The organism is Kitasatospora sp. NPDC048722, assembly GCF_040650235.1.
GTDB lineage: Bacteria > Actinomycetota > Actinomycetes > Streptomycetales > Streptomycetaceae > Kitasatospora.
Map to the genome: position 1 here is coordinate 112114 of NZ_JBEZGX010000008.1, position 14437 is coordinate 126550.

Sequence of the window (14437 nt, forward strand, 5' to 3'; positions counted from 1 at the left end):
CGCCCCGACCACGGCCGACGCGCCACCCGCACCCCTCCCCACCTGCGGCCATACCGCCTGCGAGGCGCCTGCGAACCGGGCTCTAAGCCCCGCCCGAAAACCTGGGCGTGCACCCGCCCTTTCCGCACCCCTCCCGCACCCGCTCCCGCCCCCAGTCGCGAAGGACCAGCGAAGGACTGCCACCATGCCCTGCCCGCTCTGCACCCAACTCGCCACCACCAACGACCAGTTCTGCCCCTCCTGCGGCACCCCCCGGGCCGCCGCCCTCGACCTGGCCGGCGAGGAGCGCAAGCTGGTCACGGTGGTCTTCTGCGACCTGGTCGACTCCACCGCCCTCTCGGGCGCGCTCGACCCCGAGACGCTGCGCGAGGTGATCCTGCGCTACTTCGACCAGATGCACCGTCAGATCGAGGCACATGGCGGCACGGTGGAGAAGTTCATCGGCGACGCGGTGATGGCCGTCTTCGGCGTCCCGGTGATCCGCGAGGACGACGCCCACCGCGCACTGGCCGCCGCGCTAGCCATGCTGGAGGACCTGGCGGACCTCAACACCGAGCTGGACGCCACCCTGGGCGTACGCCTGGACGTCCGGATCGGCGTCAACACCGGCCAGGTGGTGGCCGGTTCGGACGCCTCCGCGCGCCAGGCGCTGATCTCCGGGGAGACCGTCAACATCGCCGCCCGGTTGCAGACCCGGGCCGCCCCCGGCCAGGTGCTGATCGGCCCGCAGACGCTGCGCGCCGCCGGCCCGGCCGCCCAGGTGCACGAGGTCGGCCCGCTCCAGCTCAAGGGCAAGGCCGAGCCGGTCACCGCCTACCGCCTGGTCGGCCTGGACGAGGACGACCCGGAGCTGCTGCGCCGCTTCGACGTCCCACTGGTCGGCCGCGCCCGCGAACTCGCCCGTCTCGACGACGCATTGGCCCGGGTGGCCGGCGGCGAGGGCGCCGAGCTGCTGGTGGTGCACGGCGAGGCCGGGATCGGCAAGACCCGGCTGGTACGCGAGTGGGTGGAGCGGACGGGCCGGCACACCGCCCGCTGCGGCACCGGCCGCTGCCGCAGCTACGGCGGGCGCAGCACCCTGGCCCCGCTCGCGGAGGCGCTCCGCGCCCTGCTGGACGAACCGGGGGCCGGTGCGCCCGCCGAGGCACTCGCCCGACTTGACGAGGCCACCGCCGCCGGGCTCGGCCCCGAGCAGGCCTGCGCCCGCCTCGCCGCGATCCTGCGCGGGCGCACCGTCGAGCGTCCGGCCGTGCTGGTCCTGGACGACTGCCAGTGGGCCGGCCCGGCCCTGCTGGACGCCGCCGAGCGGCTGGTCGCCGCGCTCGGCCCGGCGCCGGTCCTGCTGCTCTGCCTGGCCCGCCCCGAACTCCCGGCCTCCCGGCCCGAGTTGCCCGACCTCGCGGTGGGCTGCCTGTCCTGGGACGAATCCGCCCTGCTGGCTGCCCAGTTGACCGAGCTCACCGCCCACCAGGACACCGTCCCCACCCGCCTGCTGGAGCGCGCCGAGGGCAACCCGCTGCACCTGGAGGAGCTGCTGGCCGCCCTCACCGAGGCCGAAGGGCCCGTCCTCACCGACGAACTCCCGCCCACCGGGCGGGCGCTGCTCAGCGCCCGGATCGCCGACCTGGACCGCGACGAGCGCACCACGCTGGACCTCGCCGCCGTCCTCGGCCGCGCGTTCACCGCCGCCGAACTCGCCCGGCTCGCCCGCGGCGGCAGCGACCAGGACGCCTTCGCCGACCCCGAGGACGACGTCTTCACCGGCCCGATCGTCGGCTTGCCCGGCCTGCCGGGCCCGGCCGCCGACGGCGAGGACACCCCGCCCCGCCTGCACGCCGCGCTCGCCCGGCTCGCCGAGCGCCGCCTGGTCGAACCCTTCGACGGCGGCTACCGCTTCGGCAGCGGTCTCGTCCAGGAGTCCGTCTACCAGTCGATGTCCAAGCGGGCCCGCGCCGAGCGCCACGAACGCGCCGCCGACCTGCCCGGCGTCCGCACCGCGGGCGACGCCGCCGTCGGCGGCCACCTGGAGGCCGCCCACCGCTTCCGGCTCGAACTCGGCCTGCTCGACGCCCGCACCGACACCCTGCGCACCCGGGCCGCCGCCGCGCTCGGCGCCGCGGGCGCCCGCGCCCTCGACCGGGCCGACCTCGCCGCCGCCACCGACCTGCTGGAACGCTCCGTCCGGCTGCACTACCCGAACGAGCGCACCGCGGGCCCGGTGCTGCGCCGCCTCGGCGAGGCCCGCCTCGCCACCGGCCGGGCCGACGAGGCCCTGCCCGTCCTCGCCCAGGTCCGCGACTGCGCCGCCGACCCGCTGGACGCCGCCCACGCCCGGCTCGTCCTGGCCGCCCGCGGCCTGCGGCCCGGGCCCGACCAGCCCGCCGCCACCGCCCGCGCCGTCCTGCCCGTCTTCACCCGGGCCGGGGACGACCTCGGCCGGGCCCGCGCCCTGCTGCGCCTCGGCGAGGAGCAGTTGCGGACCGGTCGGGCCGCAGCCGCCGAGCGCCTGCTCGACGAGGCCCTCGGCCACGTCTCGCGCACCGGCGCGGAGCTGGACCGCGCCGCCGTCCTCGGCGCACTGGCCGAGGCCCTGCTGTCGGGCCCGGAACCGGTGCCCGACACCGTCTTCCGGCTGCGCGCCCTGCTGTCCGAGCACGGCACCGGCCGCCGGACCGTCCGGGTCGCCCTCGGCGGACCGCTCGCCGTCCTGCTGGCCATGCGCGACCGGCCCGGCGAGGCCGAGCTCCTGCTCGCCGAGGCCAACGGCCTGGCGGGCGAGCTCTCGCTGGCCGACGCGATGGTCACGCTGCCCGCCCTGACGGCCCGCGCCGCCGCGGCCACCGGCCAGGGTGCCCAGGCCCTCGACCTGCTCGCCGACGCCGCCGAGGCCGCCCGTCGGCTCGGCACCCCGGGCGCGCTGCCGCGCCTGGCCCTCGACAGCGCCCGTGTCCTGCTGGACGCCGAGCGCCCGGCCCAGGCCGCGTGCCACCTCGACGGCCTCGAAGGCCCGGACGGCACCGCCGGCCCGGCCCCGCTGCCGCCCGTCCTCGCGATCGAGCGGGACGCGCTGCGCGGCCGGCTCCTCGCGACCCGCGGCGAGCGCGGCCCGGCGCTCGACCTGACCGCAGCCGCCGTCCGCGCCGCCGAGGTCACCGACTCCCCGCTCCTCCAGGCCGACACCGCGCTCGACCGGGCGCACGCCCTCCTGCTGCTCGACCGGCCCGCGGAGGCCTCCGTCGCCGCGGCCGCCGCGCGGGACCGCTACGCCGCCAAGGGCCACCAGCCGGGCGTCCGGCGGGCCGAGCGCCTCGGTGGCGCGCGGTGAGCGCGGCGGGGCTCACCTGGAGCCTGCGCGGCCGGGGCGCCGCCGACCTCCCGGTCCTCGCCGATCAGGGCACCCCCGCCGACGGGGCCGACGGCGGCGGGACGGGCATGGGCGTGCGCGTGTGCGTCGTCGACTCCGGCGTCGAGCCCGACCACCCGCTGGTCGGCCCGCTGGACGGCGCCTGGGCCGTCGTCAGGGACCCGGCGACCCGCGAGCTCGTCGTCCGCCCCGACCGCACCGGCGACACCTGCGGCCACGGCACCGCGTGCGCCGGCATCATCCGCCGCACCGCCCCGGACTGCGGGCTCTACAGCGTCCGGGTGCTCGGCGAGCGCTTCACCGGCACCGGCGACATGCTGCTCACCGGTCTGCGCTGGGCCGTCGAGCAGGGCTTCGACGTGATCAACCTCAGCCTCTCCACCACCCGGACCCGCTTCCTGGGGGAGCTGCACGCCCTCGCCGACGACGCCTACTTCGCCCGCACGGCGATCGTCGCCTCCGCCCACAACACTCCGGTGGAGAGCTTCCCCTGGCGGTTCTCCTCGGTCATCTCGGTCGGCAGCCACCAGGAGGACGAGCCGGCCCGCCACCTCTACAACCCGGCGCCGCCGGTCGAGTTCTTCGCCCCCGGCCAGAACGTCCGGGTGCCGTGGCTCGGCGGCGCGAGCATCCGCACCACCGGCAACAGCTTCGCCACCCCGTACGTCGCCGGGCTGTGCGCCCGGCTGCTGTCCCGGCAGCCGCGGCTGACCACCTTCCAGCTGAAGAACGCGCTCTACCTCACCGCGGCCAACGTCCGGCCCGTCCCGTCCACCCCCACCCCGGAGGCGCCCGATGACACTCAGCACTGACCCCGCCGTCGACCCGCTCGCCCGCGAGCTGCTGCAGTCCGTGGTGGACGTGGCCCGCGCGATCTTCGGCGCCGAGGCCGGCTCGGTCTGCCTGCTCGACGAGGCGGCGGGCGAGCTGGTCTTCCAGGCCGTGTCCGGCCGCGGCGAGGAGTCCCTGGTGGGCCGCCGCTTCCCGGCCGGCGCGGGGATCGCGGGCTGGGTGGCCGCCTCCGGCGAGCCGATGGTGGTCGACGACCTGGCCGCCAACCGCACCTTCGACCGCGACTTCGCCGAGTCCACGGCCTACGTGCCGGACGCGCTGATGGCGGCCCCGCTCACGCACGGCAGCCGGGTGCTCGGCGTCCTGGAGGTGCTCGACCCGGCCCCGCAGGCCCGCGCGAGCCTGCCCGAGCTGGACCTCCTCGCGCTGTTCGCCCGCCAGGCCGCCGCCGCCCTGCGCGTGCTGACCGAACGCGCCCCGGCCCCGGTGCCCGCCCCGGACCGGACGGTCGCGCTCGGCCTGCTCGCCGACCTGGAGGACCTGCTGCGGCGTCAGCCCTGAACGTTCGGCCGCCGCATGCGCAGCCGGTACACGGTGGGGTGGACGAGCCGCCCGCACAGCATGTCGTGGACCACCTCCGCGTCCGTCGGCAGGTCGCCGCTCGCGTACAGGCGGTGCACGAACGCCCGGAACTCCCGGTGGTCCTCGGTGCTGAACAGCACCTCCCACGGCCCTGCGGCGGCCCCGGCCGCCGCCCGCGCCTCGCTCTGACGACGCAGTTCCTCCTCCTGCTTGCGCCGCCGGTTCCGTTGTCCCGGCACGCGGATCAGCCCGCCAGCCGGACGAGTTCGCCGCGCTCCAGCGCCGCGTACACCGCGCCGTCCGGCCCGACCGCGATGCCGTGCGGCTCGGGCGACGGGCCGGGGAGCCGGTACGCGTCGTGGCGGCCGTCCGGGTGGAGCACGCCGATCCGCCCGGCGCCCCACTCGGTGAACCAGAGCCGGCCGGCGGCGTCGGCCGCGATCGCGTGCGGCCGGGCCGCCCGGTCGGGCAGCGGGTGCTCGGTGGCCTCGCCGTCCACGGTGATCCGCCCGACCAGCCCGCCGCCGATGCCGACGTACCAGAGGGCGCCGTCCGCCCCCGCCGTGATGCCGACCGGCGCGGTGCCGGCCGGCAGCCGGTGCACGACGACCTGGCCGTCGACGCCCACCCGGGCGACGGCGTCCGCCTGGTTGAGCGTGCACCAGAGCGCGCCGTCCGGGCCCGCCGTGATCATCGACGGGAAGGCGTCCGCGAGCGGCAGCGGAAACTCCGTCACGTCGCCGTCCAGGGTGATCCGCCCGATCCGGCCGGCGTTCATCTCGGTGAACCAGAGCGCGCCGTCCGGCCCCGCGGCGATCCCGTACGGTCCGGCCTCCGCCGTCGGCACGGCGTACGAGGACCGGCTCCCGTCGGCCCCGATCCGCCCGATCCGGTGATCCCGCATCCGGGTGAACCACAGCGCCGCGTCCGGCCCCGGGGTGATCGCCGCCGGCCCGCACGCGCCCGCCCCGAGCCCGTACCGGACGACCGTCCCGTCCGGCGCCAGCCGTCCGATCTCCCCCGCGTGCACGAGCGTGAACCACACACCTCCGTCCGGCCCCACCGCGACGCCGTACGGCCCGTCCTCCGGACCCGCGACCTCGAACCGTTCCACCACGCGCTGCGTCATCCACACCCCCGAGTCATATCGCGACTTCCGTCGCATTAGCATCCTCGCACCTCCCGCCCGCCCCCGGCAACCCGGTTGCCGGCCGGCCGACCGGCGCCCCGGGGCCCTCGCGGCACCGGTCGGCCCGTCACCTACTCCTGGACGCCCGCCCCCTCCGCCGCGCGCCGCACACCGCGGGGGCCGGGCACGCCGCGCAGGACGGAGACGATGCCCGCGCCCGCCGCGCACAGCGGCACCGCGAGCAGCGCCCCGAGGATCCCGGCGACCCCGGAGCCGGCCACCACCGCGACCATGATGGTGGCCGGGTGCAGCTCCACCGTCCGGCTCTGGATGACGGGCTGGAGGATGTTTCCCTCGATCATCTGCACCGCCAGCACCACCCCGAGCGCCCACAACGCCGTCCCGAGCCCGCCGTCCGCGAGCGCCACCAGCACCGCCATCGTCCCGGACAGGAACGCCCCGACGAACGGGATGTAGGCACCGATGAACACCAGCGCGCCCAGCCCCGGCGCACCCGGCACCCCCAGGGCCACCAGGCCGATCGTGATGAAGCCCGCGTCGATCAGCGCGATCAGCGTCGTGCCGCGCATGAACCCCGCCATCGCGTCGAACGCCCGCTCGGCGCAGGCGACCACGGTGTCGCCGCCGCGCCCCGGCAGGTAGGAGCGGATCGACTCGCCGGTGCGGTGGCCGTCCCGCAGGAAGAAGAACACCAGGGCCAGCGCCAGCACCCCGCCGGTGAGCAGCTGGGTGAGCAGTCCGAGCCCGGAGAGCACGCCGCTGCCGAGCGTGGAGACGAGCGAATTCGTCTCGCCCTTCGCGTTGCCGAGCGCGTGCTGGATCTTCTCGCCGAAGGGCCCGAGCCAGTCCGCGATCCGCCGCCCGGCGTCCTGGAGCGCGGTGGCGATCTGCGGGGCGCTGTGCACCAGCGAGTTGACCAGCAGCGCGATCACCCCGCCGACGGCCGCGACCAGCACGGCGCACGTCAGGGCCGCCGCCAGGCTGCGCCCGACGCCCCGTCGGACCAGCCACGGCACCACCGGGTACAGCAGCGAGGCCCCGAGCAGCGCCAGCACGAACGGCACGGTCGCCGCCCTCAGCGCGAACAGCGCGAAGACCACCAGCGAGGCGACGGCGATCAGGAGGATGACCGCCAGCGACCACGCCGCCGCCCGCCGCATCGCGGGCGGCAGCATCAGGTACGGCCTGCGGTGGTCCGGCGCACCGCCGGAAGGGGGTTCCACGGACACGGGACCTCCGGGTCGTCACATCAGTGCGAACCGACCCATCCCATCAGACGATCAGCCGAATTGCCCGTTGTGCGCCCTGTCGCCACCCGCTACTCGGCGACCTCGAAGCGGACGGCGCCGGTGCCCCCCGCGAAGGCCACCACCCGCTGCGCCTCGGCCTCCGCCGCCTGCCGGTCGGCGCGCCGCAGCGGCGCGAACGGGCGGACGACGACGTCCTGCCCGGCCGTCAGCTGCCACGTCCCGGCGACGGCGCCGTCCACGAGGAGGGTGGGGTGCACGAGCCCGTTCTGCGTCATGACCCGGCCCTTGTGCGCGTCGGCCAGCACCCGGGTCCGGTCGGCGTGGGAGAGCAGCAGGTTGTCGAAGGGCGCGAGGAGCCGGACCGGCGCCGGGGTGTCCGGGTCCGGGCGGGGCGCGTCCGGAAGGTCGTAGAGCACGCGGCCCTGCTCGTCGCGGTCGGTGAACAGCCGCGGGGCGAGCCCCTTGAGCACCGGCCCGAGCCGGCTGAGTCCGCACCACTTCTGCAGGTCGGCGGCGGTGGCGGGGCCGAAGGCGGCGAGGTAGCGCAGGGCGAGGTCGTCCAGCGAGGGCGCCGGGTCGAGCGGGCGGCCGAGCCAGGCCTCGGCGGTGGTGTGGGCGGCGGCGCCGCCGCGGCCCCAGATCCCGCGCGGCGGCACCTGGACGAGCGGCAGGAGGCAGCGCGCCGCCTGGGCGAGGTCGTTCGGGTCGCACTCCGGCCGGGTGGCGGCGAGCAGCCCGCCGAGCTCCTGGAAGGTGCGCGGCCGTTCTTCGACCAGCTCCCGTGCCTCCGCGGCGAGTGCGCCGAGGTCCACCCCCGGCAGACGTTTGCCGTGGTTGCTGCGGAAGCCCTGGTCCAGCATCGGTTGGAGGAGCGGGCGAAGCGTCAGGCAGTCCTCGGCGGTGACGAGGTGGATCGTGCCGCGCTGGAGCGCGATCCGGACGACGGCGCGCTCCTCGATCAGCGCGGTGAGCCGCCCGCGCTCGAAGCCGTCGATCCGGGAGAGCAGGCCGAGGTAGGGCGGCTGCGGCGCCGCCTGCGCCTGGAGCCCGACGAGGTGGCGGACCACCGCGACGGGCTCCTGGTCGGTGCGGTCGAGCAGGTGCTGGCGGGCCAGCACCGCGCGCCCGAGGGACCTCGGACCGATCACCGGCGGCCGTCCAGGACCGAGCGCAGCACGTCGATCCGGTTGGTGGTGATGGAGTCGACGCCGGTGTCGCGCAGCCGGCGCATGGTGCGGCGCAGGTCGGCGGTCCAGGTGGAGACGGCCAGTCCGGCGTCCCGCGCGGCGGCGGTGAACTCCGGGGTGACGAGCCCGAACGGCGGGTTGAGGTAGCGCGGGCGCAGGTCGTCGAGCAGGGCGCGCACGGGCAGTCGGGGCTGCTTCCAGGTGAGCGCGATCTCGGCGCCGGGGGCGACGGCGCGCACGGCGAGCATCGCGGTGGCCGGGCCGCAGAAGGCGACCAGCCCTTCGGCGCCGAGGCCGGTGACGACGGACCAGGTGGCGGCGGCCGGCCCGGGCTCGTCGAGGTCGAGGAGCAGTCGGCGGCCCCCGGGGGCGGCGGCCACGGTCTTGATCGCCTCGGCGAGGGTCGGCACGGCGAGCGGGCCGCGGCGAAGCTCGTCGAGCTGGTCGACGGTGACGCGCCCGATGTCCCTGGGGTCGCCCCAGAGGCGCTCCAGGGTGCGGTCGTGGAGGAGGACGGGCACCTTGTCCCGGGTGAGCTGGACGTCCACCTCGACGGCGTCGGCGCCGCGGACGAGCGCGGACTCGACGGAGGCGAGGGTGTTCTCGCGGAAGCGGTACGGGTCGCCGCGGTGGGCGACGGCGAGCACCGGCCGCCGGTCCGCGGGCGTGCGGCCGGCCGGGGTGCGGCCCGCGGGGGTACGGTCGGCGGTCATCGGATCAGCCCCGCGATCCAGGGGGTGAGGTCCCGCACGCCGACGCCCTCGCGGTAGGCGGGCTCGCCGGGCACGGTGACGGTCATCGTGGTGGACGGCGGGAAGGTGCGGGCCTTGACCTGCACCAGGCCGCCCCACACCGAGTTCAGGAACGCGGGGAGGCTGTCGCGCCGGACGTCGAAGGGGATGCCCTCGACGCTCACGACGGCCTCGTCGTGTGTGAACAGGCGGACGGTGACGGCCGGGCGGCCGTCGAACTCCAGCAGCGCCTCGTGCGGGATGGCGTCGAGCTCGCCGCCGGGTCCGCCGGCGCCGGCCAGTCCGGCGAAGGTCTGGTCGCGGCCGATGTCGTGCTGGGCGCGGGCCGTGCGGCCGTGCCGGCCGGCGACGGCCTCGATCGCGAGCACGGCGCTCTGGGTGGTCGGCAGGTGCGGGTGGGTCATCCCGGTCGGGGCCTCTCGTTCGGCTCGGACTGCTCTGCGGCTGTCTGCGGCTGCCTGCGACGGACGGGTCAGCGGCGTTCGATCATCACGTTGGTCGACTTGATGACGGCCGTGGCGGGGGCGCCGGGCACCAGGTTCAGCTCCTCCGCCGACTCCCGGCTGATCAGCGAGACCACCCGGAACGGCCCGGCCTGCACCTCCACCTGGGCGGCCACGTCGCCGAGCACGACGTCGGTGACGATCCCGGGGAAGCGGTTGCGCGCGGAGGACGGCCTGCCCTCCGCCTCGGCGTTCTCCGGCCGGGCCAACTCGCGGGCGAAGGACGCCAGTTCGGCGCCGGGGATGATCCGGTGGCCGTGCTCGTCCCGCTCGGCGGCGACCCGCCCGGCGTCCACCCAGCGCCGCATGGTGTCGGCGCTGACGCCGAGCAGCGACGCGGCCTCGCCGATGCGGTACGGGTTGACCGGCAGGTCGGGCTGGCCCATGTGCGACTCCTGATGGTGGTTCGGGAACGGGCGCGCGCGGGGCGCATCGCCGCCATCCTGCCGTACCGGGGCCCCGGCCCGCGAAGCGGCGCAGGTCCTCGACGCCACGGCCGGTGCCGTGGCCGGGCAGGCCCCCGCGTTGCCCCCGGGCACGGCACTACCCGAAGAGGTCCCGCCGGGCCGCGTCCCCGGCGGTCAGGACGGCCCCGGCCAGTACCGCGCCGCCGCCCGCGGTGCCGGCCCGCACCTCGGTGCGCAGCGGGGACAGCTCGGCGAGCCGGCACTCGACCCGCGAGGCGAGTTCGGGGCCGCCGGCCCGGCCGATCTCGCCGCCGAGGACGACGCAGCCGGGGTCGAGGACGACACAGACGCTGGCCGCGCCGAGGGCGATCCGCTCGGCGAGCTCGTCCAGGAACGCCCGCCCCGGCCCGTCGACGGCGTCGAGGTCGTCGAGCGCCGCGCGGACGGCGGCCTCGGCCGCCGCCGCGTCCCCGGCCGGGGCGGCGGGCAGGCCGTGGGCGCGGGCGAGCTCGCAGACGGCGGCGCTGCCGACGAGCCCGTGGAAACCGCCCTCGCAGCTGGCGGCGCTGGGCAGGCCGACGGTCCCGGGGACGGGCAGGAAGCAGATCTCGCCGGTGCCGCCGGAGAAGCCGCGGCGCAGCCGTCCGTCGAGCACGACGGCCGCGCCGACGCTGTGGCCGAGCCACATCAGCACGAAGGTGTCCCGGTCACGGGCGGCGCCGACCCGGTACTCGGCCCGGCCGGCCAGGTTGACCTCGTTCTCCAGGATCACCTCGGTGCCGGGCAGCTCGCGCAGGGCGGCGAGGAGGTCGCCGTGCCAGGCGGGCAGCGCCCCGGTGCTCTGGAGGCGCCCGGTGGCCGGGTCGACCAAGCCGGGCGCGCCGACGGCGACGGTGTGCAGCCGTTCGGCCCCGACCCCGCGCGCGAGGTCGAGCAGCGTCCCGACGATCCGGTCGGCGGCGTCGGGGGCGCCGCCGTCGTCGACCGGGACCTCGGCGGAGGCGAGGGTGCGCCCGGCCAGGTCGGCGACGACGAGGCTGACGCCGCCGGAGCGGACGTCGAAGGCGGCGAGGTGGGCCCGCGAGGCGACCAGCGCGTAGACCCGGGCGTTGGGGCCGCGGCGCTGCTCGCCGCGCTCGCCGACGACGGCGACCAGGCCGGTGCGCTGGAGGCGGTCCAGCAGGTCGGCGACGGTGGGGCGGGACAGGCCGGTGAGGTCCCGCAGCTCGGTGGCCGTGAGGGGGCCCTGTTCGAGCAGCAGGTTGAGCGCCAGCCGGTCGTTGATCGCCCGGGCGGTGCTCGGCGTGGCCGTACGCACGGTGGTCATGGACGCTCATCCTTCCAGAGTGTTTCTATCAGGGTCCCTTCCTGATAATTTATCGCCCGCCTCAGCAAACCGCCGCAGCAGCAAACCGCCGCCGCCGGCCGATCCGCCGCGTGCGACCGGGAGGGAACCCCACATGACCACGACCGCACCGCTGGACCCGCTGCCCGCGCCCCGGCGGGCCAGGGCGAGCATCGCCCTGGTGTTCGCCGTGCACGGCGCCGTCACGGGCAGCTTCGTCAGCCGGATCCCGTGGATCCAGCACCGCCTCGACCTCTCCCCCGGCCAGCTCGGGCTCGCCCTGGTGATGCCCGCCGTCGGCTCGTTCCTCGCGATGCCGCTGGCCAGCCGGTTCGTCCACCGCTACGGCGGGCGGGCCGCGGTGCGCGGGCTCGTCTCGCTCTGGTGCCTGGCGCTGGCCCTGCCCGCGCTCGCGCCGTCGCTGCCCGTCCTGTGCGCGGCCCTGTTCGTCTACGGCGCGACGTCGGGCATGTCGGACGTCGCCATGAACGCGCAGGGCGTGGAGATCGAGGAGCGCCTCGGCCGCTCGATCATGTCCGGCCTGCACGGGATGTGGAGCGCGGGCGGGCTGCTCGCCTCCGGCTTCGGCATCGCCGCCGCCCACCTCGACCTCGACGCCCGCCTCCAGCTGGCCGTCACCGCCCTCGTGCTGCTGGCCCTCGCGCAGGCGGTCTGCCGGGGCCTGCCCGACCTGCGGGCGCCGGAGGAGGCCGAGGCGCCGCCGCGGTTCGCGCTGCCGCCGCGCAGCTCGCTGGTGATCGGACTGGTCGGCTTCTGCGCCGTGTTCGCCGAGGGCGCCTCGATGGACTGGAGCGGCGTCTACCTGCGCGACGTCACCGGCGCGTCGGCCACCGTCGCCGCCGTCTCCTACACCGCGTTCGCGCTCACCATGGCCGTCAGCCGGCTGGCCGGGGACGCGGTGATCCGCCGCCTCGGCGCCGTCCGGGCGACCCGGCTCGGCGGCGCCACCGCGACGGCGGGCGGCGTGCTCGTCGTGCTGGCGGACGAACCGGCCCTCGCCATCCCGGGCTTCGCGCTGATCGGCGTCGGCATCGCGGTCATCGTCCCGCTCGCCTTCGCGGCGGCCGGGCGCAGCGGCCCCAACCCCAGCCAGGCCATCGCGGGCGTCGCCACCGTCACCTACACCTCGGGCCTGATCGCCCCGGCCGTCGTCGGCGGGCTCGCCCAGGCCACCTCGCTGACCGTCTCCTTCGCCCTCGTCACGGTGCTCGCCCTGGCCCTGGTGCCGAGCGCCGGGGCGCTGCGCCGCGGCGAACGGAACGCACCCGGCGGCCCGTCCGGCAGCGCGACCGCGTCGGCGAGGAACGACCTCTCGACGCTCTGAGGCGTCGGGCACCCGCACGTCTTCCCCCGATCGGCGCACAACTTCTCCGTGCCCGGCGCGGTCGAACACTCCGACGTCGACCACGGGGAGCGCACCGATGACCCATCGCACGAGACTCGCGACGGCCGCCGCCGCCGTCGCCCTCACCGGCGGCGTGATCGCCGACGGCACCCCGGTCATCCAGTGGGACTTCCACGCCGGGGACAACCAGTTCTGGCACTACAGCCCCGAGAAGGACCCGTACGCGTAGGAGGGCTAGGCTCGGGCGGTGCCCGCACCAGAAGCAGCCTCCGCACCGCCCGAGCCCGCACCGCGTTCGCCGTGGTGGCGCTTCGCGCTGCTCGTCCTGATCCTCGGCGCCGCCGCCGGGTCGCTGCTGCTGTGGAGCCCGACGGCGTTCCTGCGCGGCGGGCTGCCCGCCGGGGTGCCCGGGTACTGGCTCGCGCCGGCCTTCGTCACGGTCTACGCGCTCGGCACGCTCGCCTTCCTGCCCCGCCCGGCCCTCAACGCCGCCGCCGGGCTGCTGCTCGGCATCCAGCAGGGCACCCTGCTCGCCGTCCTCGGCACCACCCTCGGCGCGGCGGCGGCGTTCGGCCTGGGCCGGGCCCTCGGCCGCGACGCGCTGCGCCCCTTCCTGCGCGGAAGGATGCTGACCGCCCTGGACCGCCGCTTCACCGACCAGAGCTTCCGCAGCGTCCTGCTGCTGCGTCTGATGCCCGGCCTGCCGTTCCAGGCCGGCAACTACGGCGCCGCCTTCTCCGGCACGCGTTTCGTGCCGTACGTCCTGGCCACCGCCGTCGGCGTCGTGCCGACGACCGCGGTGTACGTGACGGCCGCGGCCAGCGCGCGCCAGCCCGGCTCGGCGTCCTTCCTGCTGTCGGCGGGCGTGATCGGGGTGTTCGGCCTGGTGACCCTGGTCTCGCTCTGGCGGGCCGCCGTCGCCCGCCGCCGCGCCACCGCCTGAGCCGTACGGGCGTTTATTCGCTCGCGATCCACCCCCGTCCGGCGCCACCATGGCGGCCATGACCAACCTCACGCCGCGGGTCGACCCGCCCATGTCCGCCGACGAGACCACCATGCTGACGGCCTGGCTGGACTTCCACCGCAGCACCCTCGCCCTCAAGTGCGAGGGCCTCACCGACGACCAGCTGCGCACGCGTTCCGTCCCGCCGTCCGGCCTGTCCCTCCTCGGACTCGTGCGGCACATGGCCGAGGTCGAGCAGTACTGGTTCCAGGGCGTCCTGCTCGGCGCGGACATCAGCACCGGTCACTACTGACCGAGGAGAACGAGGACGGCGACTTCGACGACGTCGCCACCGCGGACGTCGCCGCCGACTTCGCCACCTGGCACGCCGAGGTCGACGCCGCCCGTCGCGCGATCGCGGGCCTCCCGCTCGACACGGTGGGCAAACGGCAGCGCCGCGACGCGGACGTGACGCTCCGCTGGATCCTCGTCCACATGATCGAGGAGTACGCGCGGCACAACGGTCACGCGGATTTTCTGCGCGAGCTGCTGGACGGCAGGACCGGCGAGTGAAATCGTTTCCGCATTGTTGACAGAAGGTCAATTACGCGGCGACCACGACCGATAAGGTCTACGCGCGCAACCGTACGCGAGCCACCCGCGTCGATGTTGGTACCCGGGTTCGCCCGGGTTTCCGGCGCGGCACGACTCGTACGGGGGGCGCGAGCGGGCACGGGGCCGGTGAACAGTGCGATACTCGGACAGTTCCGACGAGTGGATGACGTGTCAAGAAGGG

16 protein-coding genes are annotated in these 14437 nt (G+C 76.2%); 8 read left to right on the forward strand and 8 right to left on the reverse strand.

Annotated elements, in window-relative coordinates; all coding sequences use genetic code 11:
• The first annotated feature begins 184 nt into the window (after positions 1 to 184).
• The 3 genes from AB0C76_RS09080 to AB0C76_RS09090 are packed head-to-tail and all read left to right on the forward strand — an operon-like array spanning position 185 to position 4717.
• The gene (locus AB0C76_RS09080) at positions 185 to 3325 is read left to right on the forward strand and encodes an adenylate/guanylate cyclase domain-containing protein (RefSeq protein WP_359961949.1); all 3141 of its coding nucleotides are present in this window, start codon (positions 185 to 187) and stop codon (positions 3323 to 3325) included.
• Positions 3322 to 4176: a S8 family serine peptidase gene (locus tag AB0C76_RS09085; protein ID WP_359961952.1), complete on the forward strand. Its 855-nt coding sequence runs from the start codon at positions 3322 to 3324 to the stop codon at positions 4174 to 4176. Before AB0C76_RS09080 ends, AB0C76_RS09085 begins: the two co-directional genes overlap by 4 nt.
• A complete protein-coding gene (locus tag AB0C76_RS09090; RefSeq protein ID WP_359961955.1) occupies positions 4160 to 4717 on the forward strand; it encodes a GAF domain-containing protein in 558 nt (185 codons plus the stop codon). The genes AB0C76_RS09085 and AB0C76_RS09090 overlap by 17 nt, the downstream gene beginning before the upstream one ends.
• Here AB0C76_RS09090 and AB0C76_RS09095 read toward each other — a convergent pair.
• The 8 genes from AB0C76_RS09095 to AB0C76_RS09130 form a co-directional block, all read right to left on the reverse strand.
• Positions 4708 to 4977 (reverse strand): hypothetical protein, encoded by a 270-nt coding sequence (locus AB0C76_RS09095; protein WP_359961958.1) that lies wholly within the window; start codon positions 4975 to 4977, stop codon positions 4708 to 4710. The two genes, AB0C76_RS09090 and AB0C76_RS09095, sit on opposite strands and share 10 nt — an antisense overlap.
• A 5-nt stretch (positions 4978 to 4982) precedes the next feature.
• Positions 4983 to 5867, reverse strand: a complete 885-nt coding sequence (locus AB0C76_RS09100) for a virginiamycin B lyase (protein ID WP_359961961.1) — start codon at positions 5865 to 5867, stop codon at positions 4983 to 4985.
• A gap of 131 nt (positions 5868 to 5998) precedes the next feature.
• Complete coding sequence (locus tag AB0C76_RS09105) at positions 5999 to 7111, reverse strand: AI-2E family transporter (RefSeq protein WP_359961964.1); 1113 nt, start codon at positions 7109 to 7111, stop codon at positions 5999 to 6001.
• A 95-nt stretch (positions 7112 to 7206) separates the two neighbouring features.
• Positions 7207 to 8286 (reverse strand): winged helix DNA-binding domain-containing protein, encoded by a 1080-nt coding sequence (locus tag AB0C76_RS09110; RefSeq protein ID WP_359961967.1) that lies wholly within the window; start codon positions 8284 to 8286, stop codon positions 7207 to 7209.
• Positions 8283 to 9038, reverse strand: a complete 756-nt coding sequence (locus tag AB0C76_RS09115; protein ID WP_359961970.1) for a glycerophosphodiester phosphodiesterase — start codon at positions 9036 to 9038, stop codon at positions 8283 to 8285. Before AB0C76_RS09115 ends, AB0C76_RS09110 begins: the two co-directional genes overlap by 4 nt.
• A complete protein-coding gene (locus AB0C76_RS09120; protein ID WP_359961973.1) occupies positions 9035 to 9481 on the reverse strand; it encodes a hypothetical protein in 447 nt (148 codons plus the stop codon). The genes AB0C76_RS09115 and AB0C76_RS09120 overlap by 4 nt, the downstream gene beginning before the upstream one ends.
• 68 nt (positions 9482 to 9549) lie before the next feature.
• Positions 9550 to 9966, reverse strand: a complete 417-nt coding sequence (locus AB0C76_RS09125) for a TOBE domain-containing protein (protein ID WP_359961976.1) — start codon at positions 9964 to 9966, stop codon at positions 9550 to 9552.
• 157 nt (positions 9967 to 10123) lie between these two features.
• Positions 10124 to 11314 carry an ROK family transcriptional regulator gene (locus AB0C76_RS09130; protein WP_359961979.1) on the reverse strand — a complete coding sequence of 397 codons (1191 nt, stop codon included), beginning with the start codon at positions 11312 to 11314 and terminating at the stop codon, positions 10124 to 10126.
• A gap of 133 nt (positions 11315 to 11447) precedes the next feature.
• Here AB0C76_RS09130 and AB0C76_RS09135 point away from each other — a divergent pair, with 133 nt between their 5' ends.
• From AB0C76_RS09135 to AB0C76_RS09155, 5 genes are all read left to right on the forward strand, one after another.
• Positions 11448 to 12677, forward strand: coding sequence for an MFS transporter (locus AB0C76_RS09135; protein WP_359961982.1), 1230 nt, complete (start codon positions 11448 to 11450; stop codon positions 12675 to 12677).
• A gap of 97 nt (positions 12678 to 12774) precedes the next feature.
• The gene (locus tag AB0C76_RS09140) at positions 12775 to 12927 is read left to right on the forward strand and encodes a hypothetical protein (protein ID WP_359961985.1); all 153 of its coding nucleotides are present in this window, start codon (positions 12775 to 12777) and stop codon (positions 12925 to 12927) included.
• Between the two features lie 18 nt (positions 12928 to 12945).
• On the forward strand, positions 12946 to 13641 hold the full coding sequence (locus tag AB0C76_RS09145; protein WP_359961988.1) for a VTT domain-containing protein: 696 nt from the start codon (positions 12946 to 12948) through the stop codon (positions 13639 to 13641).
• Between the two features lie 58 nt (positions 13642 to 13699).
• A complete protein-coding gene (locus AB0C76_RS09150) occupies positions 13700 to 13954 on the forward strand; it encodes a DUF664 domain-containing protein (protein ID WP_359961991.1) in 255 nt (84 codons plus the stop codon).
• Complete coding sequence (locus AB0C76_RS09155; RefSeq protein WP_359962137.1) at positions 13951 to 14214, forward strand: DUF664 domain-containing protein; 264 nt, start codon at positions 13951 to 13953, stop codon at positions 14212 to 14214. Before AB0C76_RS09150 ends, AB0C76_RS09155 begins: the two co-directional genes overlap by 4 nt.
• The last annotated feature ends 223 nt before the right edge of the window (positions 14215 to 14437 follow it).

What these genes read in the sequence shown, in the direction of transcription:
- AB0C76_RS09080 (WP_359961949.1), top strand. Translation starts at nt 185, where the DNA reads ATGCCCTGCCCGCTCTGCACCCAACTCGCCACCACCAACGACCAGTTC.
- AB0C76_RS09090 (WP_359961955.1), top strand. Translation starts at nt 4,160, where the DNA reads ATGACACTCAGCACTGACCCCGCCGTCGACCCGCTCGCCCGCGAGCTG.
- AB0C76_RS09100 (WP_359961961.1), bottom strand. Translation starts at nt 5,867, where the DNA reads ATGACGCAGCGCGTGGTGGAACGGTTCGAGGTCGCGGGTCCGGAGGAC.
- AB0C76_RS09115 (WP_359961970.1), bottom strand. Translation starts at nt 9,038, where the DNA reads ATGACCGCCGACCGTACCCCCGCGGGCCGCACCCCGGCCGGCCGCACG.
- AB0C76_RS09120 (WP_359961973.1), bottom strand. Translation starts at nt 9,481, where the DNA reads ATGACCCACCCGCACCTGCCGACCACCCAGAGCGCCGTGCTCGCGATC.
- AB0C76_RS09125 (WP_359961976.1), bottom strand. Translation starts at nt 9,966, where the DNA reads ATGGGCCAGCCCGACCTGCCGGTCAACCCGTACCGCATCGGCGAGGCC.
- AB0C76_RS09130 (WP_359961979.1), bottom strand. Translation starts at nt 11,314, where the DNA reads ATGACCACCGTGCGTACGGCCACGCCGAGCACCGCCCGGGCGATCAAC.
- AB0C76_RS09135 (WP_359961982.1), top strand. Translation starts at nt 11,448, where the DNA reads ATGACCACGACCGCACCGCTGGACCCGCTGCCCGCGCCCCGGCGGGCC.
- AB0C76_RS09140 (WP_359961985.1), top strand. Translation starts at nt 12,775, where the DNA reads ATGACCCATCGCACGAGACTCGCGACGGCCGCCGCCGCCGTCGCCCTC.
- AB0C76_RS09150 (WP_359961991.1), top strand. Translation starts at nt 13,700, where the DNA reads ATGACCAACCTCACGCCGCGGGTCGACCCGCCCATGTCCGCCGACGAG.